General features: G+C 57.1%; 13 protein-coding genes. 9 read left to right on the top strand and 4 right to left on the bottom strand.

Annotated features, from left to right (window positions below):
* Positions 1 to 9: 9 nt before the first annotated feature.
* The 7 genes from irp1 to OGX80_RS20540 all read left to right on the top strand — a co-directional run bounded on the left by irp1 (position 10) and on the right by OGX80_RS20540 (position 17739).
* The gene (irp1, locus tag OGX80_RS20570; protein ID WP_115181569.1) at positions 10 to 9501 is read left to right on the top strand and encodes a yersiniabactin polyketide synthase HMWP1; all 9492 of its coding nucleotides are present in this window, start codon (positions 10 to 12) and stop codon (positions 9499 to 9501) included.
* Complete coding sequence (gene ybtU / locus OGX80_RS20565) at positions 9498 to 10598, top strand: yersiniabactin biosynthesis oxidoreductase YbtU (RefSeq protein WP_115181568.1); 1101 nt, start codon at positions 9498 to 9500, stop codon at positions 10596 to 10598. The genes irp1 and ybtU overlap by 4 nt, the downstream gene beginning before the upstream one ends.
* Positions 10595 to 11398, top strand: coding sequence for a yersiniabactin biosynthesis thioesterase YbtT (ybtT, locus tag OGX80_RS20560; RefSeq protein ID WP_115181567.1), 804 nt, complete (start codon positions 10595 to 10597; stop codon positions 11396 to 11398). The genes ybtU and ybtT overlap by 4 nt, the downstream gene beginning before the upstream one ends.
* 3 nt (positions 11399 to 11401) lie before the next feature.
* Positions 11402 to 12979 carry a yersiniabactin biosynthesis salycil-AMP ligase YbtE gene (gene ybtE, locus OGX80_RS20555; protein WP_112002032.1) on the top strand — a complete coding sequence of 526 codons (1578 nt, stop codon included), beginning with the start codon at positions 11402 to 11404 and terminating at the stop codon, positions 12977 to 12979.
* A gap of 130 nt (positions 12980 to 13109) precedes the next feature.
* Positions 13110 to 15131 (top strand): siderophore yersiniabactin receptor FyuA, encoded by a 2022-nt coding sequence (gene fyuA, locus OGX80_RS20550; RefSeq protein ID WP_286471413.1) that lies wholly within the window; start codon positions 13110 to 13112, stop codon positions 15129 to 15131.
* A 413-nt stretch (positions 15132 to 15544) separates the two neighbouring features.
* Positions 15545 to 16660: a zinc-binding dehydrogenase gene (locus OGX80_RS20545; protein WP_115181566.1), complete on the top strand. Its 1116-nt coding sequence runs from the start codon at positions 15545 to 15547 to the stop codon at positions 16658 to 16660.
* Positions 16661 to 16725: 65 nt separating this feature from the next.
* A complete protein-coding gene (locus OGX80_RS20540; RefSeq protein WP_071258497.1) occupies positions 16726 to 17739 on the top strand; it encodes a zinc-dependent alcohol dehydrogenase family protein in 1014 nt (337 codons plus the stop codon).
* Between the two features lie 124 nt (positions 17740 to 17863).
* On the opposite strand, the gene OGX80_RS20535 is transcribed toward OGX80_RS20540, so the two are convergent.
* The 4 genes from OGX80_RS20535 to OGX80_RS20520 all read right to left on the bottom strand — a co-directional run bounded on the left by OGX80_RS20535 (position 17864) and on the right by OGX80_RS20520 (position 21945).
* The gene (locus OGX80_RS20535) at positions 17864 to 19240 is read right to left on the bottom strand and encodes an NAD-dependent succinate-semialdehyde dehydrogenase (RefSeq protein ID WP_049008987.1); all 1377 of its coding nucleotides are present in this window, start codon (positions 19238 to 19240) and stop codon (positions 17864 to 17866) included.
* A gap of 137 nt (positions 19241 to 19377) precedes the next feature.
* Complete coding sequence (locus OGX80_RS20530) at positions 19378 to 19788, bottom strand: GFA family protein (protein WP_115181564.1); 411 nt, start codon at positions 19786 to 19788, stop codon at positions 19378 to 19380.
* Between the two features lie 98 nt (positions 19789 to 19886).
* Positions 19887 to 20921: a LacI family DNA-binding transcriptional regulator gene (locus OGX80_RS20525; protein ID WP_197982111.1), complete on the bottom strand. Its 1035-nt coding sequence runs from the start codon at positions 20919 to 20921 to the stop codon at positions 19887 to 19889.
* 232 nt (positions 20922 to 21153) lie between these two features.
* Positions 21154 to 21945, bottom strand: a complete 792-nt coding sequence (locus OGX80_RS20520; RefSeq protein ID WP_104868582.1) for a PhzF family phenazine biosynthesis protein — start codon at positions 21943 to 21945, stop codon at positions 21154 to 21156.
* Positions 21946 to 22194: 249 nt separating this feature from the next.
* Between OGX80_RS20520 and OGX80_RS20515 the strand changes: the two genes are divergently transcribed.
* Both OGX80_RS20515 and OGX80_RS20510 read left to right on the top strand, forming a co-directional pair.
* On the top strand, positions 22195 to 23148 hold the full coding sequence (locus OGX80_RS20515) for an NAD-dependent epimerase/dehydratase family protein (protein ID WP_112002028.1): 954 nt from the start codon (positions 22195 to 22197) through the stop codon (positions 23146 to 23148).
* 56 nt (positions 23149 to 23204) lie between these two features.
* On the top strand, positions 23205 to 24182 hold the full coding sequence (locus tag OGX80_RS20510; RefSeq protein ID WP_104868580.1) for an NAD(P)H-quinone oxidoreductase: 978 nt from the start codon (positions 23205 to 23207) through the stop codon (positions 24180 to 24182).
* Positions 24183 to 24190: the final 8 nt, after the last annotated feature.

Genomic DNA, 24190 nt, shown 5'->3' with positions numbered 1-24190 from the left:
GGACCGATTATGGATAACTTGCGCTTATCTTCTGCGCCGACAGCAGATTCCATTGATGCATCGATCGCTCAACACTACCCGGACTGCGAACCTGTCGCGGTTATCGGCTACGCCTGCCATTTTCCTGAATCGCCGGATGGCGAAACGTTCTGGCAAAATCTGCTGGAAGGTCGTGAATGCAGCCGACGCTTTACGCGCGAAGAACTTCTGGCCGTCGGTCTGGATGCCGCCATCATTGACGATCCTCATTATGTCAATATCGGTACGGTGTTAGACAACGCCGACTGCTTCGACGCCACCCTGTTTGGCTATTCGCGACAGGAAGCGGAGTCGATGGACCCGCAGCAGCGCCTGTTTTTGCAGGCGGTCTGGCATGCGCTGGAACATGCCGGTTATGCCCCCGGCGCCGTCCCCCATAAGACCGGCGTTTTCGCCTCTTCCCGGATGAGTACCTACCCCGGTCGCGAAGCATTGAACGTGACAGAAGTCGCGCAGGTAAAAGGTCTGCAATCTCTGATGGGCAATGATAAAGACTATATTGCCACCCGCGCCGCGTACAAACTCAACCTGCACGGCCCGGCGTTATCGGTACAGACCGCCTGTTCCAGCTCGCTGGTTGCCGTGCATCTGGCCTGTGAAAGCCTGCGCGCAGGCGAATCCGATATGGCGGTTGCCGGCGGCGTGGCGCTCTCTTTCCCCCAGCAGGCGGGCTACCGCTACCAGCCCGGAATGATTTTCTCTCCTGACGGTCACTGTCGTCCCTTTGACGCCTCGGCTGAGGGCACCTGGGCCGGTAACGGTCTCGGCTGCGTGGTGCTGCGTCGCCTGAGAGACGCGCTGCTATCAGGCGATCCGATTATCTCGGTGATCCTCTCCAGCGCGGTCAACAACGACGGCAACAGAAAGGTCGGCTATACCGCCCCTTCCGTCGCAGGGCAACAGGCGGTCATCGAAGAGGCGTTAATGCTGGCGGCCATCGACGACAGGCAGGTAGGTTACATTGAAACCCACGGCACCGGCACACCGCTGGGCGACGCGATTGAAATTGAAGCGTTACGCAACGTCTATGCGCCTCGCCCGCAGGATCAGCGCTGTGCGCTCGGTTCCGTGAAAAGTAATATGGGGCATCTGGATACCGCGGCGGGCATTGCCGGACTGCTGAAAACCGTTCTGGCAGTCAGTCGCGGGCAAATTCCACCCTTACTGAATTTTCACACCCCCAACCCGGCGCTGAAGCTTGAAGAGAGCCCCTTTACCATACCGGTGTCGGCACAGGCATGGCAGGACGAAATGCGCTATGCGGGCGTCTCCTCCTTTGGTATTGGCGGCACCAACTGCCATATGATCGTCGCCTCGCTGCCCGACGCGCTCAACGCGCGCCTCCCCAATACGGATGGCGGCAGAAAAAGTACCGCGCTGCTGCTCAGCGCCGCCAGCGACAGCGCGTTGCGGCGGCTGGCGACGGATTATGCCGGGGCGCTGAGGGAGAATACGGATGCCAGCAATCTGGCCTTCACGGCCCTGCACGCGCGCCGTCTCGATCTTCCCTTCCGCCTGGCGGCGCCATTAAACCGTGAAACCGCTGCGGCGCTCAGCGCCTGGGCCGGTGAGAAATCGGGGGCGCTGGTTTACAGCGGTCACGGCGCCAGCGGCAAGCAGGTGTGGCTGTTTACCGGCCAGGGCTCGCACTGGCGCACTATGGGTCAAACGATGTACCAGCACTCAACGGCGTTTGCCGACACGCTGGATCGCTGTTTTTCCGCCTGTAGCGAAATGCTCACGCCGTCACTGCGCGAAGCGATGTTTAACCCCGATTCGGCGCAGCTGGACAATATGGCCTGGGCGCAGCCAGCGATTGTCGCGTTTGAAATCGCGATGGCGGCGCACTGGCGCGCTGAAGGACTGAAGCCAGACTTCGCCATTGGGCATTCCGTCGGTGAATTTGCCGCTGCCGTCGTCTGCGGACACTATACGATTGAACAGGTCATGCCACTGGTTTGTCGGCGCGGCGCGCTAATGCAGCAGTGCGCAAGCGGCGCGATGGTGGCGGTATTTGCAGACGAAGACACGCTGATGCCGCTGGCTCGCCAGTTTGAGCTGGATCTCGCCGCCAACAACGGTACGCAACATACGGTATTTTCCGGGCCGGAAGCCCGTCTCGCGGTATTTTGCGCCACGCTCTCGCAGCATAACATTAACTATCGTCGCCTGAGCGTAACCGGCGCGGCGCACTCCGCTTTACTGGAGCCGATACTCGATCGGTTCCAGGACGCCTGCGCGGGGCTGCACGCTGAGCCGGGGCAAATACCGATTATTTCCACGCTCACCGCCGACGTCATTGATGAGTCAACGCTCAACCAGGCGGATTACTGGCGCCGACACATGCGCCAGCCGGTGCGTTTTATCCAGAGTATTCAGGTGGCGCATCAGCTCGGCGCCCGCGTTTTTCTGGAGATGGGGCCCGATGCCCAGTTGGTTGCTTCCGGGCAGCGCGAATACCGCGATAACGCATACTGGATAGCCAGCGCCCGACGTAACAAAGAGGCGAGCGATGTCCTCAATCAGGCCCTGCTCCAGCTTTACGCTGCCGGCGTCGCCCTACCGTGGGCCGACCTACTGGCGGGCGATGGACAACGTATCGCTGCGCCATGTTATCCGTTTGATACTGAGCGTTACTGGAAAGAGCGCGTCTCCCCGGCCTGCGAGCTTGCCGACGCAGCGCTGTCTGCCGGGCTGGAGGTGGCGAGTCGCGCCGCGACAGCGCTCGATCTCCCCCGCCTGGAAGCGCTTAAACAGTGCGCCACGCGCCTGCACGCCATCTACGTCGATCAACTGGTACAACGCTGTACCGGCGATGCCATTGAGAACGGCGTGGACGCCATGACCATCATGCGCCGTGGACGTCTGCTGCCCCGCTACCAGCAGCTACTCCAGCGCCTGCTGAATAACTGCGTGGTCGACGGCGATTACCGCTGCACCGACGGGCGATACGCTCGCGCCCGCCCCATTGAACATCAACAGCGGGAATCACTGCTGACGGAACTTGCCGGTTATTGTGAAGGTTTTCAGGCTATTCCCGACACCATCGCCCGTGCCGGCGATCGGTTATATGACATGATGAGCGGCGCGGAAGAACCGGTGGCGATTATCTTCCCGCAAAGCGCCTCCGACGGCGTGGAGGTGCTGTATCAGGAATTCAGCTTTGGCCGCTATTTCAACCAAATCGCCGCCGGGGTATTACGCGGCATTGTCCAGACGCGTCAGCCCCGCCAGCCGTTGCGTATTCTTGAAGTTGGTGGCGGAACCGGCGGCACCACCGCGTGGCTGCTGCCGGAACTCAACGGCGTTCCGGCGCTGGAGTACCACTTCACCGATATCTCGGCGCTGTTCACCCGCCGCGCCCAGCAGAAATTCGCCGACTATGATTTTGTGAAGTATAGCGAGCTGGATCTCGAAAAAGAGGCGCAGTCTCAGGGTTTCCAGGCACAGTCTTACGATCTCATTGTGGCGGCGAACGTGATTCACGCCACCCGCCATATTGGCCGCACGCTCGATAATCTGCGCCCCCTGCTCAAGCCGGGCGGGCGCCTGCTGATGCGCGAAATCACCCAGCCAATGCGTCTGTTTGATTTCGTTTTCGGCCCGCTGGTTCTTCCGCTACAGGATCTCGACGCCCGCGAAGGTGAGTTATTCCTCACCACCGCTCAGTGGCAGCAACAGTGCCGCCACGCCGGATTCAGCAAAGTGGCGTGGCTACCGCAGGATGGCAGCCCGACCGCCGGGATGAGCGAACATATCATTCTCGCCACGCTGCCCGGTCAGGCGGTTAGCGCCGTAACATTCACAGCGCCATCAGAACCCGTGTTGGGGCAGGCGCTGACGGATAACGGTGATTATCTCGCCGACTGGTCTGATTGCGCAGGTCAGCCCGAACGGTTTAACGCCCGCTGGCAGGAGGCCTGGCGTCTGCTCTCACAGCGTCATGGCGACGCTCTCCCTGTGGAACCGCCCCCCGTCGTCGCCCCGGAGTGGCTGGGGGAGGTTCGCTTAAGCTGGCAAAACGAAGCCTTTTCCCGCGGTCAGATGCGCGTTGAAGCCCGTCATCCTGCTGGCGAGTGGCTGCCGCTATCGCCCGCCGCGCCTCTTCCTGCGCCGCAGACGCATTATCAATGGCGCTGGACGCCCCTCAACGTCGCCAGCGTTGACCATCCGCTTACCTTCAGCTTTAGCACCGGTACGCTTGCGCGCAGCGACGAGCTGGCGCAATACGGCATCATTCACGATCCGCACGCCTCTTCGCGACTGATGATTGTTGAGGAGAGCGAGGATACGCTGGCCTTAGCGGAGAAAGTGATAGCGGCGCTCACCGCCAGCGCAGCCGGATTGATTGTGGTCACCCGCCGCGCGTGGCGAGTCGAGGAAAATGAGGCTCTCTCTGCGTCCCATCACGCGCTATGGGCCTTGCTTCGCGTCGCGGCCAACGAACAGCCGGAACGGTTGATTGCCGCCATCGATCTCGCCGAAAACACCCCGTGGGAAACGCTGCATCAAGGGTTGAGCGCAGTCTCACTATCACAGCGCTGGCTCGCCGCACGGGGTGACACCCTCTGGCTCCCTTCACTGGCGCCCAATACGGGATGCGCCGCTGAATTACCGGCAAACGTGTTTACCGGCGATAGCCGCTGGCATCTGGTGACCGGAGCGTTTGGCGGATTAGGCCGCCTTGCCGTGAACTGGCTCAGAGAAAAAGGGGCGCGACGCATCGCCCTGCTGGCGCCGCGCGTGGATGAGTCATGGCTACGCGACGTGGAGGGCGGGCAGACGCGCGTCTGCCGTTGTGATGTGGGCGATGCCGGGCAACTGGCCACGGTTCTTGACGATCTGGCGGCCAACGGCGGCATTGCCGGAGCGATTCATGCCGCTGGCGTATTGGCTGACGCGCCCTTGCAGGAGCTTGACGACCACCAGCTGGCCACCGTTTTTGCGGTAAAAGCGCAGGCGGCAAGCCAGCTGTTGCAAACCCTGCGCAACCACGACGGACGCTATCTTATTCTCTACTCTTCCGCTGCCGCCACCCTCGGCGCGCCGGGTCAGAGCGCCCATGCGCTGGCCTGCGGCTACCTGGACGGGCTGGCCCAGCAGTTTTCCACCCTTGATGCGCCGAAAACGCTCTCTGTCGCCTGGGGCGCATGGGGAGAAAGCGGTCGGGCGGCCACGCCGGAAATGCTGGCGACGCTCGCCAGCCGTGGTATGGGCGCGTTAAGCGATGCCGAAGGCTGCTGGCACCTGGAACAGGCGGTGATGCGCGGTGCCCCGTGGCGACTGGCGATGCGCGTTTTTACCGACAAAATGCCCCCGTTACAACAGGCTCTGTTTAACATCAGCGCCACAGAAAAAGCCGCAACGCCTGTCATTCCTCCTGCTGATGACAACGCCTTTAACGGCAGCCTGAGCGATGAAACGGCGGTGATGGCATGGCTGAAAAAGCGGATTGCGGTTCAGCTAAGGCTGAGCGATCCGGCGTCACTGCATCCAAACCAGGATCTGTTGCAACTCGGCATGGACTCGCTGCTCTTCCTTGAACTCAGTAGCGATATTCAGCACTACCTGGGCGTACGCATCAATGCGGAACGGGCGTGGCAGGATCTGTCTCCTCATGGACTCACGCAGCTTATCTGTTCTAAGCCAGAGGCGGCGCCTGCCGCTTCGCAGCCGGAAGTGTTGCAGCACGACGCCGACGAGCGTTATGCGCCCTTCCCTTTGACGCCCATTCAGCACGCCTACTGGCTGGGGCGAACCCACCTCATTGGCTATGGCGGCGTCGCCTGTCACGTCCTGTTTGAGTGGGATAAACGCCACGATGAGTTCGATCTCGCCATACTGGAGAAAGCATGGAACCAGCTCATCGCACGCCACGATATGTTGCGCATGGTGGTTGATGCCGACGGGCAGCAGCGAGTCCTGGCGACAACGCCGGAGTATCACATCCAGCGTGACGATCTGCGCGCGCTTTCCCCGGAAGAACAGCGCATCGCGCTGGAAAAACGGCGGCATGAACTGAGCTATCGTGTTTTGCCTGCCGACCAGTGGCCTCTCTTTGAACTGGTGGTCAGCGAAATCGACGATTGCCATTACCGCCTGCACATGAACCTCGACCTTTTGCAGTTCGATGTGCAGAGTTTTAAAGTCATGATGGACGACCTGGCGCAGGTCTGGCGCGGCGAAACGCTGGCACCGCTCGCTATTACCTTCCGTGATTATGTGATGGCTGAACAGGCGCGCCGACAGACATCGGCATGGCACGATGCCTGGGATTACTGGCAGGAAAAACTGCCGCAACTGCCCTTAGCGCCAGAGCTGCCGGTGGTTGAGACGCCCCCGGAAACGCCACACTTCACCACCTTCAAATCGACGATCGGCAAGACAGAATGGCAGACCGTGAAACAGCGCTGGCAGCAGCAAGGCGTCACACCGTCTGCCGCGCTGCTCACGCTGTTTGCCGCCACCCTTGAGCGCTGGAGCCGCACCACGGCATTTACGCTGAACCTGACGTTCTTCAATCGCCAGCCGATCCATCCGCAAATCAACCAGTTGATTGGTGATTTTACCTCCGTCACGCTGGTTGATTTTAACTTCTCAACGCCGGTGACGTTGCAAGAGCAGATGCAACAGACCCAACAGCGCCTCTGGCAAAACATGGCGCACAGTGAAATGAACGGTGTTGAGGTGATCCGCGAACTGGGCCGCCTGCGCGGGTCACAACGTCAACCGCTGATGCCGGTGGTGTTTACCAGTATGCTGGGGATGACGCTGGAAGGCATGACTATCGATCAGGCAATGAGCCATCTGTTCGGCGAACCCTGCTATGTGTTCACGCAAACGCCGCAGGTCTGGCTGGATCATCAGGTCATGGAGAGCGACGGCGAGTTGGTGTTTAGCTGGTACTGCATGGACAACGTGCTGGAACCCGGCGCTGCTGAGGCGATGTTTAATGACTATTGCGCCATCCTGCAAGCCGTCATCGCCGCCCCTGAAAGCCTGAAGACTCTCGCCAGCGGCATCGCCGGGCACATTCCCCGCCGACGCTGGCCGCTGAACGCGCAGGCGGACTACGACCTGCGGGATATTGAGCAGGCGACGCTCGAATACCCCGGCATCCGGCAGGCCAGAGCGGAAATAACCGAACAAGGCGCGTTGACGCTGGATATCGTAATGGCCGACGATCCGTCGCCATCAGCGGCGACGCCTGATGAGCACGAACTTACCCAACTGGCGCTGCCGTTGCCTGAGCAGGCGCAGCTTGATGAGCTGGAGGCGACCTGGCGCTGGCTGGAGGCGCGTGCGCTACAGGGGATCGCGGCTACGCTAAATCGTCACGGCCTGTTTACCACGCCGGAGATCGCCCATCGCTTTAGCGCAATAGTACAGGCGCTGTCCGCGCAAGCGTCTCACCAGCGTCTGCTGCGCCAGTGGCTACAGTGTCTGACGGAAAGAGAGTGGTTAATCCGCGAAGGTGAAAGCTGGCGCTGCCGCGTTCCGCTCAGCGAGATTCCTGAGCCTCAGGAAGCGTGCCCGCAAAGCCAATGGAGCCAGGCGCTGGCGCAGTATCTGGAAACCTGCATCGCCCGGCACGACGCCCTCTTCTCCGGGCAGTGTTCACCGCTGGAATTGCTGTTCAACGAGCAGCATCGCGTGACCGACGCGCTGTATCGCGACAACCCCGCCAGCACCTGTCTGAATCGCTATACCGCGCAGATTGCCGCCTTGTGCGGCGCAGAACGGATTCTGGAGGTTGGCGCCGGAACCGCAGCCACTACCGCGCCGGTGCTGAAGGCCACGCGGAACACGCGGCAGTCGTACCACTTCACGGACGTCTCCGCGCAGTTCCTCAATGACGCCAGAGCCCGTTTCCATGATGAATCGCGGGTGTCTTATGCCTTGTTCGACATCAACCAGCCGCTGGATTTCACCGCCCACCCGGAAGCGGGTTACGACCTGATCATCGCCGTCAATGTGCTCCACGACGCCAGCCATGTCGTCCAGACGTTGCGCAGATTAAAACTGTTGCTGAAAGCCGGCGGACGTTTGCTGATCGTTGAAGCGACGGAGCGAAACAGCGTATTCCAGCTGGCGAGCGTGGGCTTTATTGAGGGATTAAGCGGATACCGCGATTTCCGCCGCCGGGATGAGAAACCGATGCTCACCCGCTCCGCATGGCAGGAGGTTCTCGTTCAGGCCGGGTTTGCAAACGAGCTGGCGTGGCCCGCGCAGGAATCGTCGCCGCTGCGCCAGCATCTGCTGGTGGCGCGTTCGCCTGGCGTAAATCGCCCGGATAAAGAAGCCGTGAGCCGCTATTTACAGCAGCGCTTTGGCACCGGTCTGCCCGTTTTACAGATCCGGCAAAGAGAAGCGTTATTTACGCCGCTGCATGCCCCGTCTGATGCGCTGATTGAGCCAGCCAAACCCACGCCAGTTGCCGGGGGGAATCCGGCGCTGGAAAAACAGGTGGCTGAACTCTGGCAATCGCTGCTGTCTCGCCCCGTGGCAAGGCATCACGACTTTTTCGAACTGGGCGGCGACAGCCTGATGGCGACAAGGATGGTCGCGCAGCTAAACCGGAGAGGGATTGCCAGGGCTAACCTTCAGGATCTGTTCAGCCATTCGACGCTGAGCGACTTCTGCGCCCATCTACAGGCGGCGACGTCAGGAGAGGACAACCCGATACCCCTTTGCCAGGGCGACGGCGACGAAACCCTGTTCGTCTTCCACGCTTCGGACGGCGATATCAGCGCCTGGCTGCCGCTCGCCAGCGCGCTGAACAGGCGCGTTTTCGGCCTGCAAGCAAAATCGCCGCAGCGCTTCACCACGCTTGACCAGATGATCGATGAGTATGTCGGGTGCATCCGTCGCCAGCAGCCTCACGGCCCTTATGTGCTGGCAGGTTGGTCGTATGGCGCGTTTCTTGCGGCGGGCGCCGCACAGCGCCTGTACACCAAAGGCGAGCAGGTTCGGATGGTGTTAATCGATCCCGTGTGCCGACAGGATTTCTGTTGCGAAAACCGGGCGACCCTGCTGCGCCTGTTAGCCGAAGGACAAACGCCTCTGGCGCTGCCCGAACATTTCGACCAGCAGACGCCCGACAGCCAGCTTGCCGACTTTATCAGCCTCGCTAAAACGGCCGGTATGGTGTCGCAAAACCTGACGCTGCAAGCGGCAGAAACGTGGCTCGATAACATCGCGCATCTGCTGCGTTTACTGACTGAGCATACGCCGGGCGAAAGCGTTCCGGTCCCCTGTCTCATGGTGTATGCCGCCGGGAGACCCGCACGCTGGACGCCAGCAGAAACCGAGTGGCAGGGCTGGATAAACAACGCCGACGACGCTGTGATTGAAGCCAGCCACTGGCAAATCATGATGGAAGCCCCCCACGTTCAGGCTTGTGCGCAACACATTACGCGCTGGCTTTGCGCAACCTCAACGCAACCGGAGAACACGTTATGATGCCGTCCGCCTCCCCAAAACAACGCGTACTGATTGTGGGCGCCAAATTTGGCGAAATGTACCTGAATGCCTTTATGCAGCCCCCGGAGGGGCTGGAACTGGTCGGCCTGCTGGCGCAGGGAAGCGCCCGCTCAAGAGAGCTGGCCCATGCGTTTGGCATTCCGCTGTATACCTCGCCGGAACAGATAACCAGGATGCCGGATATCGCCTGTATTGTCGTGCGTTCGACCGTCGCCGGAGGAACCGGTACGCAGCTTGCCAGACACTTTCTGACGCGCGGCGTACACGTCATTCAGGAGCATCCCCTCCACCCGGATGACATCAGTTCCTTACAAACGCTGGCGCAGGAACAGGGCTGCTGCTATTGGGTAAACACGTTTTATCCGCATACGCGCGCGGGACGCGCATGGCTTCGCGATACGCAGCAGCTGCGTCGCTGCCTGGCTAAGACGCCGCCGGTAGTCCACGTCACCACCAGCCGACAGTTGCTCTACTCCACGCTGGATTTGTTGTTGCTGGCTCTGGGCGTTGATGCCGCCGCCGTGGAGTGCGACGTGGTTGGCAGCTTTAGCGATTTCCACTGCCTGAGACTCTTCTGGCCGGAGGGAGAAGCCTGTCTGCTGCTTCAGCGCTATCTCGATCCTGACGATCCAGATATGCATAGCCTTATCATGCACCGCCTGCTGCTGGGCTGGCCGGAAGGTCATCTTTCGCTGGAGGCGAGCTACGGCCCCGTCATCTGGTCATCCAGCCTGTTTGTCGCAGACCATCAGGAGAACGCCCACAGTCTCTACCGCAGACCGGAGATCCTGCGCGATCCGCCGGGTCTGACGCGCAGCGCGGCGCCTCTGAGCTGGCGCGACTGCTGCGAAACCGTCGGGCCGGAGGGCGTCTGCTGGTTGCTACACCAGTTGCGCAGCCATCTGGCGGGCGAACATCCACCAGCGGCCTGCCAAAGCGTACATCAGATCGCGTTATCACGTTTATGGCAGCAGATTTTACGTAAGACCGGCAATGCGGAGATCAGACGCCTGACGCCGCCGCACCACGACCGGTTAGCCGGTTTCTACAACGATGATGATAAGGAGGCGCTGTGACGCAATCTGTAATGTGCATCCCGCTGTGGCCCGCCCGGAACGGCAATACTGCGCATCTGGTCATGTGCCCTTTCGCTGGCGGCAGCAGCAGCGCGTTTCGCCACTGGCAAGCTGAGCAACTGGCTGATTGCGCGCTTTCTCTGGTGACCTGGCCGGGGCGCGATCGCCTTCGCCATCTGGAACCGCTCAGAAGCATTACACAACTGGCGGCACTGCTGGCGAACGAACTGGAAGCGTCCGTATCGCCTGACACGCCGCTTTTACTCGCCGGGCACAGCATGGGAGCGCAGGTGGCGTTTGAAACCTGCCGACTTCTGGAGCAACGGGGGCATGCGCCGCAAGGACTGATTATTTCCGGGTGCCATGCCCCACATCTGCATTCTGAACGCCAGCTCAGCCATCGCGATGATGCCGGCTTTATCGCTGAACTGATAGACATTGGCGGATGTTCTCCTGAACTGCGGGAAAACCAGGAATTAATGTCGCTGTTTCTTCCTCTTCTGCGCGCTGATTTTTACGCCACCGAGAGCTATCACTACGACTCGCCCGACGTCTGTCCGCCGCTGCGCACGCCTGCGCTGTTATTGTGCGGCAGCCACGATCGCGAAGCCTCCTGGCAGCAGGTCGATGCCTGGCGTCAGTGGCTGAGCCACGTTACAGGCCCGGTGGTGATTGACGGCGATCATTTCTATCCCATTCAACAAGCCCGGTCCTTTTTTACGCAGATTGTCCGCCATTTTCCCCACGCATTTTCTGCAATGACCGCGTTGCAAAAACAGCCCAGCACTTCAGAAAGGTGACGCATGAATTCTTCCTTTGAATCTCTGATTGAACAGTATCCCTTACCCATTGCCGAACAGTTGCGCCACTGGGCGGCCCGTTATGCCTCGCGAATTGCCGTCGTTGATGCAAAGGGGTCGTTAACCTACAGCGCGCTTGATGCACAAGTTGACGAACTTGCCGCAGGTCTGTCATCACTGGGTTTGCGTTCGGGGGAGCATGTAATTGTGCAGCTTCCCAACGACAACGCGTTTGTTACCCTGCTGTTCGCCTTGTTAAGACTGGGCGTTATCCCCGTGCTGGCGATGCCCTCGCAACGGGCGCTGGATATCGACGCGCTGATTGAGCTGGCGCAACCCGTCGCTTACGTTATTCACGGGGAAAACCACGCAGAGCTGGCCCGACAGATGGCGCACAAACACGCCTGCTTGCGTCATGTCCTGGTCGCAGGAGAGACCGTGAGCGACGATTTTACGCCGCTCTTCTCCCTTCACGGTGAGCGGCAGGCGTGGCCGCAGCCTGATGTTTCCGCCACCGCGTTGCTGCTGCTTTCAGGCGGCACAACCGGCACGCCCAAACTCATCCCGCGCCGACATGCCGACTATAGCTATAACTTCAGCGCTTCTGCTGAACTGTGCGGCATCAGCCAACAGAGCGTATATCTCGCCGTCCTCCCGGTGGCGCATAACTTTCCGCTGGCCTGCCCCGGCATTCTGGGAACGCTTGCCTGCGGCGGAAAAGTGGTGCTGACCGACAGCGCCAGCTGTGATGAGGTGATGCCTTTAATCGCGCAGGAAGGCGTGACTCACGTCGCCCTGGTTCCGGCGCTGGCGCAATTATGGGTGCAGGCCAGGGAGTGGGAAGACAGCGACCTTTCGTCGCTGCGCGTCATTCAGGCAGGCGGCGCCCGGCTCGACCCGACGCTTGCTAAGCAGGTTATCGCCACCTTTGACTGTACCCTGCAACAGGTTTTCGGTATGGCGGAAGGCCTGCTCTGTTTTACCCGGCTGGACGATCCGCATGCCACCATTCTCCACAGCCAGGGGCGCCCGTTGTCCCCTCTGGATGAAATCCGCATCGTTGATCAAGACGAGAACGACGTCGCACCGGGCGAAACCGGGCAATTGTTAACGCGCGGCCCTTATACCATCTCGGGCTATTACCGCGCCCCTGCTCACAACGCGCAGGCCTTTACTGCGCAAGGGTTTTACCGCACTGGCGATAATGTCAGGCTGGATGAGGCGGGGAACCTGCACGTTGAGGGGCGCATAAAAGAGCAGATCAACCGCGCCGGAGAAAAAATAGCCGCTGCTGAAGTGGAATCGGCACTGCTGCGTTTAGCGGAAGTGCAAGATTGCGCGGTGGTCGCCGCGCCGGACACGCTGCTTGGCGAGCGGATTTGCGCGTTTATCATCGCGCAGCAGATGCCAACTGACTACCAACAACTGCGTCAACAACTGACCCGTATGGGACTCAGCGCGTGGAAAATTCCTGACCAAATCGAGTATCTGGACCACTGGCCGCTCACCGCCGTCGGCAAGATAGACAAAAAACGCCTGACGGCTCTCGCCGTCGACCGTTATCGCCATTCTGTCCAATAAGCGCAAACCGACCCGAAACAGGTTGAAATAAACCCGTTTCGGGTAGCACCACTATTAGAAATAGTTATCATTTTCAATTCACCATTGTCGGTATTTTTGGCGTTTCGCCGTCTTACAGGGACTCACAACAATGAAAATGACACGGCTTTATCCTCTGGCCTTGGGGGGATTATTGCTCCCCGCCATTGCTAATGCCCAGACTTCACAGCAAGACGAAAGCACGCTGGTGGTTACCGCCAGTAAACAATCTTCCCGCTCGGCATCAGCCAACAATGTCTCGTCTACCGTTGTCAGCGCGCCGGAATTAAGCGACGCCGGCGTCACCGCCAGCGACAAACTCCCCAGAGTGTTGCCCGGGCTCAATATTGAAAATAGCGGCAACATGCTTTTTTCGACGATCTCGCTACGCAGCGTCTCTTCAGCGCAGGACTTCTATAACCCCGCCGTCACCCTGTATGTTGATGGCGTCCCTCAGCTTTCCACCAACACCATCCAGGCGCTTACCGATGTGCAAAGCGTGGAGTTGCTGCGAGGCTCACAGGGAACGTTATATGGCAAAAGCGCTCAGGGCGGGATCATCAACATCGTCACCCAGCAGCCGGACAGCACGCCGCGCGGCTATATTGAAGGCGGCGTCAGTAGCCGCGACAGTTATCGAAGTAAGTTCAACCTGAGCGGCCCCATTCAGGATGGCCTGCTGTACGGCAGCGTCACCCTGTTACGCCAGGTTGATGACGGCGACATGATTAACCCCGCGACGGGAAGCGATGATTTAGGCGGCACCCGCGCCAGCATAGGGAATGTGAAACTGCGTCTCGCCCCAGACGACCAGCCCTGGGAAATGGGCTTTGCTGCCTCACGCGAATGCACCCGCGCCACCCAGGACGCCTATGTGGGATGGAATGATATTAAGGGCCGTAAGCTCTCACTTAGCGATGGTTCACCAGACCCGTACATGCGGCGCTGCACTGACAGCCAGACCCTGAGTGGGAAATACACCACCGATGACTGGGTTTTCAACCTGATCAGCGCCTGGCAGCAGCAGCATTATTCGCGCACCTTCCCTTCCGGTTCGTTAATCGTCAATATGCCTCAGCGCTGGAATCAGGATGTGCAGGAGCTGCGCGCCGCAACCCTGGGCGATGCGCGTACCGTTGATATGGTGTTTGGGCTGTACCGGCAGAACACCCGCGAGAAGTTAAATTCAGCCTACGACATGCCGACAATGCCTTATTTAAGCAGTACCGGCTATACCACCGCTGAAACGCTGGCCGCATACAGTGACCTGACCTGGCATTTAACCGATCGTTTTGATATCGGCGGCGGCGTGCGCTTCTCGCATGATAAATCCAGTACACAATATCACGGCAGCATGCTCGGCAACCCGTTTGGCGACCAGGGTAAGAGCAATGACGATCAGGTACTCGGGCAGCTATCCGCAGGCTATATGCTGACCGACGACTGGAGAGTGTATACCCGTGTAGCCCAGGGATATAAACCTTCCGGGTACAACATCGTGCCTACTGCGGGTCTTGATGCCAAACCGTTCGTCGCCGAGAAATCCATCAACTATGAACTTGGCACCCGCTACGAAACCGCTGACGTCACGCTGCAAGCCGCGACGTTTTATACCCACACCAAAGACATGCAGCTTTACTCTGGCCCGGTCGGGATGCAGACATTAAGCAATGCGGGTAAAGCCGACGCCACCGGCGTTGAGCTTGAAGCGAAGTGGCGGTTTGCGCCTGGCTGGTCATGGGATATCAATGGCAACGTGATCCGTTCCGAATTCACCAATGACAGTGAGTTGTATCACGGCAACCGGGTGCCGTTCGTACCACGTTATGGCGCGGGAAGCAGCGTGAACGGCGTGATTGATACGCGCTATGGCGCACTGATGCCCCGACTGGCGGTTAATCTGGTCGGGCCGCATTATTTCGATGGCGACAACCAGTTGCGGCAAGGCACCTATGCCACCCTGGACAGCAGCCTGGGCTGGCAGGCGACTGAACGGATGAACATTTCCGTCTATGTCGATAACCTGTTCGACCGTCGTTACCGTACCTATGGCTACATGAACGGCAGCAGCGCCGTCGCGCAGGTCAATATGGGGCGCACCGTCGGTATCAATACGCGAATTGATTTCTTCTGATCCTTTAAATAAGCAGGGATGCCGTCACGGCATCCCTGATGCGCTTATTCCGCCCAGGGCAGCTCCGCCCAGGTTATCAATTGCCACATCCCCCCTGCCTCTTTGTCTATGATGTACGTTTAAGAGGATGCTATGGGTGTACAGAAATCTTCGCCTGAAAAGGTAGTATTGGAAGGTGTTATCCCTGGAACATCCCGTCTATCGCCCCCTCATTTGCGATGCAAACAACAATTGATCTTTACCCATTCAAGCTAAACCTGATTACTCAGTAAAACCAGGCAATGTCTTTTCCTTGTTTCGAAAACGATTTCCTTAAATGTGCGCTTATGGTGACTAAAAACTACACTTGTACTTAAATTTAAGTGTACACTCTTTACGAAAACGTTTTCGATAAATAACGGCAGGAGATGAGTATGAGCTGGAGTGGACGTGCAATACGCTCGACGATTGATAAAAGCGGTGAACTTGTGCTGTCTCTGGAGCAGGTCGAACTGGCCGAACCGGGCGACGATGAGGTGATCGTCAGGATCGAGGCGACCCCGGTTAACCCCAGCGACAGCGGCATGCTGTTAGGCCCGGCGGATCTATCTGATATTCGGGAATTCGACAGCCGTGTCACGATGACTGTCCCATCAGAACGTCTGCCGGCTATCGCTGGCCGCCTGGGACAACCCATGCCTGTTGGAAACGAAGGCGCGGGTACCGTCGTGGCCGCAGGGAAAAATGCACAAGCCTTTATCGGTAAACGTGTCGGGATGTCCGGTGGTGGTATGTACGCCGATTATCGCAGGACAGATATGCACAATCTGATTGTGCTGCCCGAGGGCGTGGAAGCAGCCGATGGCGCCTCTATTTTTATTAATCCACTCACCGCACTCGGTTTTGTGGAGACGGCACTTCGGGAAGGCCATAAAGCGCTTGTTCATACCGCAGCGGCATCGAATCTTGGTCAGATGCTACAGCGCATCTGTCTGGCCGATGGTATTCCGTTAATCAATATCGTGCGCACCACTGAGCAGGAAAAGATCCTGCGCGAACTGGGTGCGACTTATGTGCTCAACAGCAAAGAGCCTGATTTTGCTGCCCGGTTGACCGATGCGATTGAAGAGACCGGCGCGACCGTTGCTTTTGATGCCATCGGCGGCGGCAAACTGGGTATTGAAATTATAAATGCTATGGAGCGCGCTGCCGCCCGCAAAACCGCAGCCTATAGCCGCTACGGTTCCACTCTCTTTAAGCAGCTGTATATCTATGGCGGGCTGGACAGTGCCCCGACAGTCCTCGATCGTGGCGGACTCGGCTATGCCTGGAGCATATCGGGATGGCTGCTGTTTAACTATCTCAACACGGTTTCCCCGGCGGTTCTTCAGCGACTGCGCCAGCGGATCGTCGATGAACTGACGACCACCTTCGCCAGCCGCTACACGCGGACCATCGGCCTGGCCGATCTGCTTGATCCTGATGTCTTACGCGCGCTTGAACGCAAAGCGACGGGCGAAAAATTCCTGATTGATCCGCGAGTGGGCTGAATGCCCACCTGCGAAAAACCCACTTTAACCAGAATAAGCCTTCTCATGAGGCATGGAGAATCCGCATGACAAATTTAGTGAAAATTATCCGGTTCCACGAAAAAGGAAGCGCAGATGTTTTACGTATCGATGAGCTCACTCTACCGGAACCAGGTCCGGGTGAAGTTCGCCTGCGGGTAAAAGCCATTGGGCTGAACCGCGCCGAGGTGATGTTCCGCGAAGGGCAATATTTCCTGGAACCTACTCTACCATCAAACATTGGTTATGAAGCCTCCGGGATTGTCGAGGCGGTTGGCTCGGGCGTGGATACAGGGCTTATCGGGAAAATCCGCTCCACAGTTCCCGCTTTCCCACTTAATCAATACGGCGTGTATGGCGAAGTCGCTATCGTACCCGCCGAGGCGCTCGCCGCGTATCCTGAGCGCTTATCATTCGAGGAAGGAACAAGTATCTGGATGCAGTACATCACAACCTACGGGGCGCTGGTGCATAACGGCCATGTCACCAAGGGCGATTACGTCGTGCTGACAGCAGCAACCAGCTCCATTGGGATCGCGGCAATTCAGATTGTTAAAGCAGAGGGTGGGATTGTCATCGCGACCACGCGCGGCGCCGACAAACGGGATGAACTGCTTGCTGCCGGGGCGGATCACGTTATCGTGACTAGCGAAGAAGACGTTGCAACCCGAATTATGGAAATCACCCAAGGCGCTGGCGCGCGGATCATTTTTGATAGCGTAGCTGGTTCCGGTCTGGCCGAACTGGCGCGCGCGACGGCCAAAGATGGCCTGATCATGATTTACGGTAACCTTGCGCCGGAACCGACACCGTTCCCGATTTATGAATCCTGGGGTCAGGGAGCGCAGGGTAAACCATTCAAAATGATGGGCTATACCATGTTCTCAATTACCGGCGACCCGGTCGCGCTCAAAAACGCGGAACGCTACATTTTCGAGAAGCTGGAGAGCGGGCAGCTGAAACCGCGCATCGACCGCACCTTCCCGCTTTCCGAAATCGCCAATGCACACCGCTATATGGAAAAAGGTCAGCAAATCGGGAAAATTGTTGTCGTGATTTGAGGTTGAGCCTTCGTAAAAGGAGGTTGCGAATCAGCTTATCTGCACTTCGCTGATTTGGGCGCGCTGATTCCCAAATTATTTCCATAGACAAATAAAGCCACCTGTATCTCAGGTGGCTTTATTATTATTCGATTTCCGTTACCCGGATTAATTTTCGGTTCAGGAATTCCCCCATCCCGATTTCCGATAACTCGCGCCCGAAGCCGGAGTTTTTCACACCGCCAAACGGCAGGCCCGGAGAGTCAGCAAAACAGGAGTTGATGTAAACCATCCCGGAGTCAATATGCGACGCAATGCGCTGCGCGTTTTTCGTATCAGCATCAAAGACGTAACCGCCCAGGCCGTAAGGCGTCGCGTTTGCCAGACGAATCGCCTCTTCTTCGCTGTCGACAACATAAAAAGAGAGTACCGGTCCAAAGGCTTCCTGAGTATAGAGTGGGTTAGCCTCAGTAATATCCGTAATAATGGTCGGTTCAAGATAGAAACCCGGACGGTCGACTCTGTTGCCACCAAAAACAATGTTTGCCCCTGCCGCTTTCGCCTCTTCAATCTGTTTCAGCAGCCCCTGCAACGCACGTTCGCTTACCAGCGGGCCGAGCAGCGTCGACGCATCCTCAGGATCGCCAACGTTGATTGCCGCAAACTTCTCTTTGAGCGCCTCCAGCATGCGTTCGCCACGCTCACGGCCAATCACAATGACGCGCTTAATATTGACGCAACCCTGCCCCGAGTTCCAGGTACGCCCCATCACAACCTGCTCTACAGCATGATCCAGCGGCGCGCCAGGCATAATAATCGCCGGATCGCTACCGCCCAGCTCAAGAATGACCTTCTTCAGATTTCTCCCGGCACGTTCGCCAACGGACGTTCCCGCCCGCTCGCTGCCCGTCAGCGCGACCCCGCGCACCCGGAAGTCGTCAATCAGGCTGGCAATCTGATCGATACTGCAAAACAGGTTGGTGTACGCCCCTTCCGGCGCGCCCGCCTCCTCAAACAACCGAGCGAACGCCAGTGCACACTGCGGGACGTTTTCCGCGTGTTTGAGCATAACGACATTACCGGCGATGAGCTGCGGCGCCGCCACGCGCACCAGCTGGTAATAAGGGAAGTTCCAGGGTTCGATCGCCAGGATAACCCCGATAGGTTCGGAGAGTAACGTCGCACCTGGCTCGCCTGGAATAGCCTGTGCCGCGAGCAGACGCTCACCGTTGGTGGCATAGTAGTCGAGAATATCCGCGACTAAATCAATTTCCATATAGCCAAAGCGCGTCACTTTCCCCATTTCAAGCGTCGGGTAGGTCACATACTCATCGCGTTTCTCACGCAGGATTTTTGCCGCCTTGCCGACAATCGCAGCACGCTCAGCCACAGACCGTAAACGCCAGTCGTCGCGATAAAGCGTGTCGGCTTTTTCCAGAGCGGAAAAGACCTCAGCATCGGTCTGCAACGGGAAAGTTTTGAGTAATTCACCTGTTGCCGGGTTAATACTTTGAAAGCTCATAAAAGGCTCCTGATGATAAATGCATAAGAGAAAATATAGGGGAACGGCGAGCCTGGGCAAACCGCATCATTTTCCCCTGTCCGTTTCATATTTAACGAAAACGTTTTCGCAAGGAATTAAAAATAAAGTTATCGTGTTCAGGCAACAGGGGCCTGAACGAACCGTACACAACCCGCGATCGGCGCATACCATTTAACAGCATATCGGGTATAAATTTCGGCCTGCGGGGGAAACTCTCCAGGGTTATCGAGCGTGCCGGCCTTAACCAGTAACATGCCGGGCATATTTGTCGCTTCGGTTACCACTGGCGAGCCGCATTCCCGGCAGAAGTGGCGGTGTGACGGCAGTCCGCTGTCGCCTGTATCGGTAAAGCATGCCGTTACTCCCTGCTGTTCATAATCACTTTTTTCCACCAGAAGGTTAACCGAGAATGCACTTCCGCTCGCTTTCTGACAATGGGTACAATGACAAACCACCACCGAGCGGGGCGGTGTTTTCATTCTGTAGCGGACGGCACCACACAGGCATCCTCCTTCCACCAACGTCATGTTCTTTCTCCTTTGTTAATTTTATCGAAAACGTTTTCGACAATTAAATAGACAATACCCTGACCGCGTGTGGCCGTCAAGGCAGGGAAATTGGCAGGTTATGCTTTCTGGAAAAATTCACTACCGTGTGAGGAGCGCAGGATCAGCTCGGGCGACCACACCTCCTGTAGTGTTTCGACCGGTTTACCGTTCATGTGCGCCAGAAGCAACTGGACCATTCGCTGGCCCGCTTCCTGGGTTGGCGCGGAAAAGGTGGTTAACGGCGGATTCAGGTAAGGTCCGAGCGGGTGGTTGTCGCAGCCAATAATTGCCACATCGGTACCGGGGCGCTTTCCAGTTTCCACAATGGCCTGCATCGCGCCGCTGGCAATCAAATCGTGGCCGCACATGATCGCCGTTGGCGGATTTTTCATCGCCAGCAGCTTTCTGGCACCCGCTAATCCGCCTGTTTCGGACAGCTCCCCGTCAACAATCAGAGCAGGATCAAAAGACAGATTTGCGGCATCCAGCGCCGCCATGTAGCCTGCCCGCAAGTGGTGGCTGAGCATGAGGTAGTCTGGAGTATTGAGAAGCCCGATGCGGCGGTGCCCCAGGCCGATAAAGCGCGCGGTGCCGTTGCGCCCGGCAACAGTGCGGTCAATATCAACGAACGGGAAAGGATTGCCCGTTTCACTTCGTCCGAGAGTGGCAAATGGCACGCTGCGATCCTGCAAAAACTGGATTCTGGCATCCTCTTTACGCGTTCTGCCAAACATCACCGCATCAACACGCTGTTGTTCAACCAGGCGTCTGAAGCTGTCTATCTCCGATTCAATGCTTCTTCCGGTGACAATAACCAACTGATAAGGCGTTTTTTCCAGTTCCTGGTCGATTCCGGCCATTAGATCGAGAAAAAAAGGTTGTGCAAAGTGGGCCTGAGGATACGAAAGCACAAACCCGATGGTTTCCGACGTTCCGCTGCGCAAACGCCGTCCCGCCGGATCGGGCGAGAAGCCCAGTTCAGACGCGGCGGCAAGCACGCGTTGCTTCGTGGCTTTACTCACATCCTCCCGGCCATTCAGCGCCTTGGATACCGTAGAGACGGACAACCCGAGGTGCTGTGCCAGTTTTACGATATTGATCCTTTGCTTCATCCCATGCCACCAGAATTGATTGATTTATCGAAAACGATTTCGATTAAATATAACAGATTGGCTTTTTTAAAACTATCAGGATGCCCTGTCCCCACATCATTAGTACCGTGCGGACATTAGCAACGCCCCCTCCTGGCACAACGCAGTCAGCCTAAAGCGCCGTCAGGTCTGCCATAATCGTACAGCAGACCTTTTTACCGGAAAGCCCATTCCGAACCGCATTCTGGACGTTCTAGCGCAACAGTACCTTACCCAGCAGATAAGTTGTTGCCTGTCCGCCGATGTGGACTCGATCCCCCACTCGCTGGCAGCGTAAATCCCCGCCACGTTCGGCGCCCTGGTGCGCCAGCATTTGTGTTTTTTTCAGTTTTTCAGCCCAGTACGGAATTAGCATGCTATGTGCTGAACCTGTAACGGGGTCTTCCGCTACGGCTTCTCCCGGGCAAAAGAAACGGCTGACAAAATCGTATTTCTCTTCGCCGGGCGCGGTTATGCAAACCATTTTCCCCAGAGGGAGCATGGCATTAATGTTCGGGCGTAGCGCTTCTACCTGCCGTTGATTATCCAGCACGACCATGTAATCACGCGCCACGCGCACTTCTTTGCATTCTGTGATGCCCAACGTTTCCAGCAATAAGGACGGCGGCACGACAGGCTCGGTTTCCCAGGCAGGAAAATCAAGCGTCAACCACTCGCCGCTGCGTGCTACTGTCAATGGGCCAACAAACCGGGTATCAAAATGGATAGTCGCGCCCGGGTAATCAAGATGTTCAAAGATGACGTGCGCAGCAGCAAGTGTGGCATGCCCACACAGATTTATTTCCCCCTGAGTGGTAAACCAGCGCAACTCGAAGCCGTTTTCATTTGGGACAAAAAAAGCCGTTTCTGACTGGTTATGCTGTTTAGACATTTTCAATAATGTCTCATCGGGCAACCACTCGATGAGCGGACACACGGCTGCGGCATTGCCGCCAAAAGTAGCCGTGCTAAAGGCATCAACCATGTAAAAATCAATTTGTTGCATAGCGCAAACCTCGAATCGTTCTTTGAGCCCCCACACTCTACCATGCCTCGACAACGCGCAATCTCGTATTTTTCATCGCTTGATGTTCGGCTTCGGCGCCATTCCGTTGCTGGCGGTGTATCCCAATACCAGACGACATTTAAACAACGTCGCAACACCCCATTGACCTTCAAGTGAACTTTAAACTTATACTTTGAAAAAGGCCAATGGGCCGGGACACTCGTCTGAAATTGTCGAAGAGGAAGTGAGATGCAAACGATTCTGGGGGCAAGCGGACAGATTGCCCGGGAACTTGCTCGCGAGTTAACGCATTCTTACAGTGCTGAACTGAGGCTTGTAAGCCGTAATCCACAGAAGGTAAATGACAGCGATAGCCTTATGCCCGCTGATTTACTGGATGCCCGTCAGACACTGGAAGCAGTTAAAGGAAGCCGCATTGTCTATTTTGCGGCGGGTCTGCCGCCGGATGCCGACCTCTGGGAACAGCAGTTTCCGATAATGCTGCAAAACGCGCTGAACGCGTGTCGGACAGTGGGGGCAAGTTTTGTTTATTTTGACAATACTTATATGTACCCACAGGACAGCAGATTGCAGACCGAGGAAACGCCGTTCCTGCCGTCAGGGCGCAAAGGACGGGTTCGGGCCCTGATGGCAAACAGGGTGCTGGAGGAGATGCGCCGGGGCGACATCCCTGTGCTTATCGGGCGCGCGCCCGAGTTTTATGGGCCGGGAAAAACCCAGAGTTTTACCAATGCCTTAATTTTAGACAGACTTAAAGCAGGGAAAAAACCACGCGTGCCATTACGTGACGACACATTACGTACGCTCATATGGACCCCCGATGCCAGTCGGGCTTTAGCGTGTCTTGGCAACACCCCTGATGCCTTCGGTCAGACGTGGCACCTGCCCTGTTGCGATGAACGGCTCACCTATGCGCAGTTCGTTTCTCTGGCCTGTAACGTGTTCGGGAAAGAAACGTCATGGTCTGTCCTGAGCAAATTCGCCTTGTTCGCCGCCGGTATCTTTTCCAAAGGCCCACGGGAACTCCGGGAGCTCCTGCCCCGCTATCAACATGATAACCTGTTTGATTCATCAAAATTTAAGCGGCGATTCCCGGACTTTCAGATAACAACGTACCGTCAGGGACTGGAAACCCTTTACCGTGAATGGAAAGCGTCGCTCACCGTAAAGAAAGACAAATAAACAACCACGCAGGTGGTATCGCTAATCAACCCCTGACATTAAACAGGTAGAATCAGATGAAACTCATTGAGATAACAGAAGCTGGCGGCCCTGAAGTTCTGAAGGTAAGCCAGGGAAAAATGCCGGAATGTGGCGAGAACGATGTCCTGATCTCAGTTAAAGCGGCCGGCGTGAATCGCCCGGATATTATGCAGAGAGAGGGAAAATATCCCATGCCAGAGGGTGTTACGCCGGTTCCCGGGCTGGAAGTCGCGGGTATCGTACACTCAATCGGGAAAAACGTTGCTCACTTTTCAGTTGGCGATCGCGTCTGTGCGCTCACCAATGGCGGGGGATATGCAGAATTTTGCGCCGTTCCGGCAGGTCAGGTATTGCCTGTCCCACAAAATTTAAGTTTTACAGAAGCAGCAGCGCTTCCGGAAACATTCTTTACGGTATGGGCCAATCTTTTTTCGTTGGGAAAAGTGAGAAAAGAGGATGTTGTTTTGATCCACGGTGGCGCAAGCGGCATAGGGACGACCGCGCTGGCGTTGTGTAATGCCATGAATATTAAAGCGTTCAGCACCGTCGGAAGTGACGATAAAATTCCGTTCCTGCAACAATATGGGGAAATCATTAACTACAAAACCCATGATTTTGAAGAAGAAATCCGCAGCAGAACCGACGGAAAAGGCGTTGATGTTATTCTTGATATTGTCGGCGCCGCTTATTTTAACAAGAACCTTCGCCTTCTTAAAAAGGATGGTCGGCTCGTACTGATTGGATTTATGGGGGGCAGGATGGTTAAGGAATTCGATATCCAGGAACTGATCCTTAAAAGAGCGGTGGTAACCGGTTCAACGATGAGGAGCCGGGACGCTGCTGAAAAGGAAGAAATCGCCCAACAGCTCATACAAAAAGTATGGCCTTTAATCGAAGCCGGAAAGTGTAAACCCGTCATTCACCAGACAGTTAAATTTGAGGATGTCCGTCAGGCACATACATTACTGGATGCCGGAACTCATATCGGTAAAGTTATCCTTACCCTTGAATAAGCGCAAAG

The organism is Citrobacter sp. CK194 (genome assembly GCF_030333395.1).
Taxonomy (GTDB): domain Bacteria; phylum Pseudomonadota; class Gammaproteobacteria; order Enterobacterales; family Enterobacteriaceae; genus Citrobacter_B; species Citrobacter_B koseri.
The sequence above is the reverse complement of the archived record's forward strand: the minus strand, read 5'-3'. Positions and strand labels throughout refer to the sequence as shown.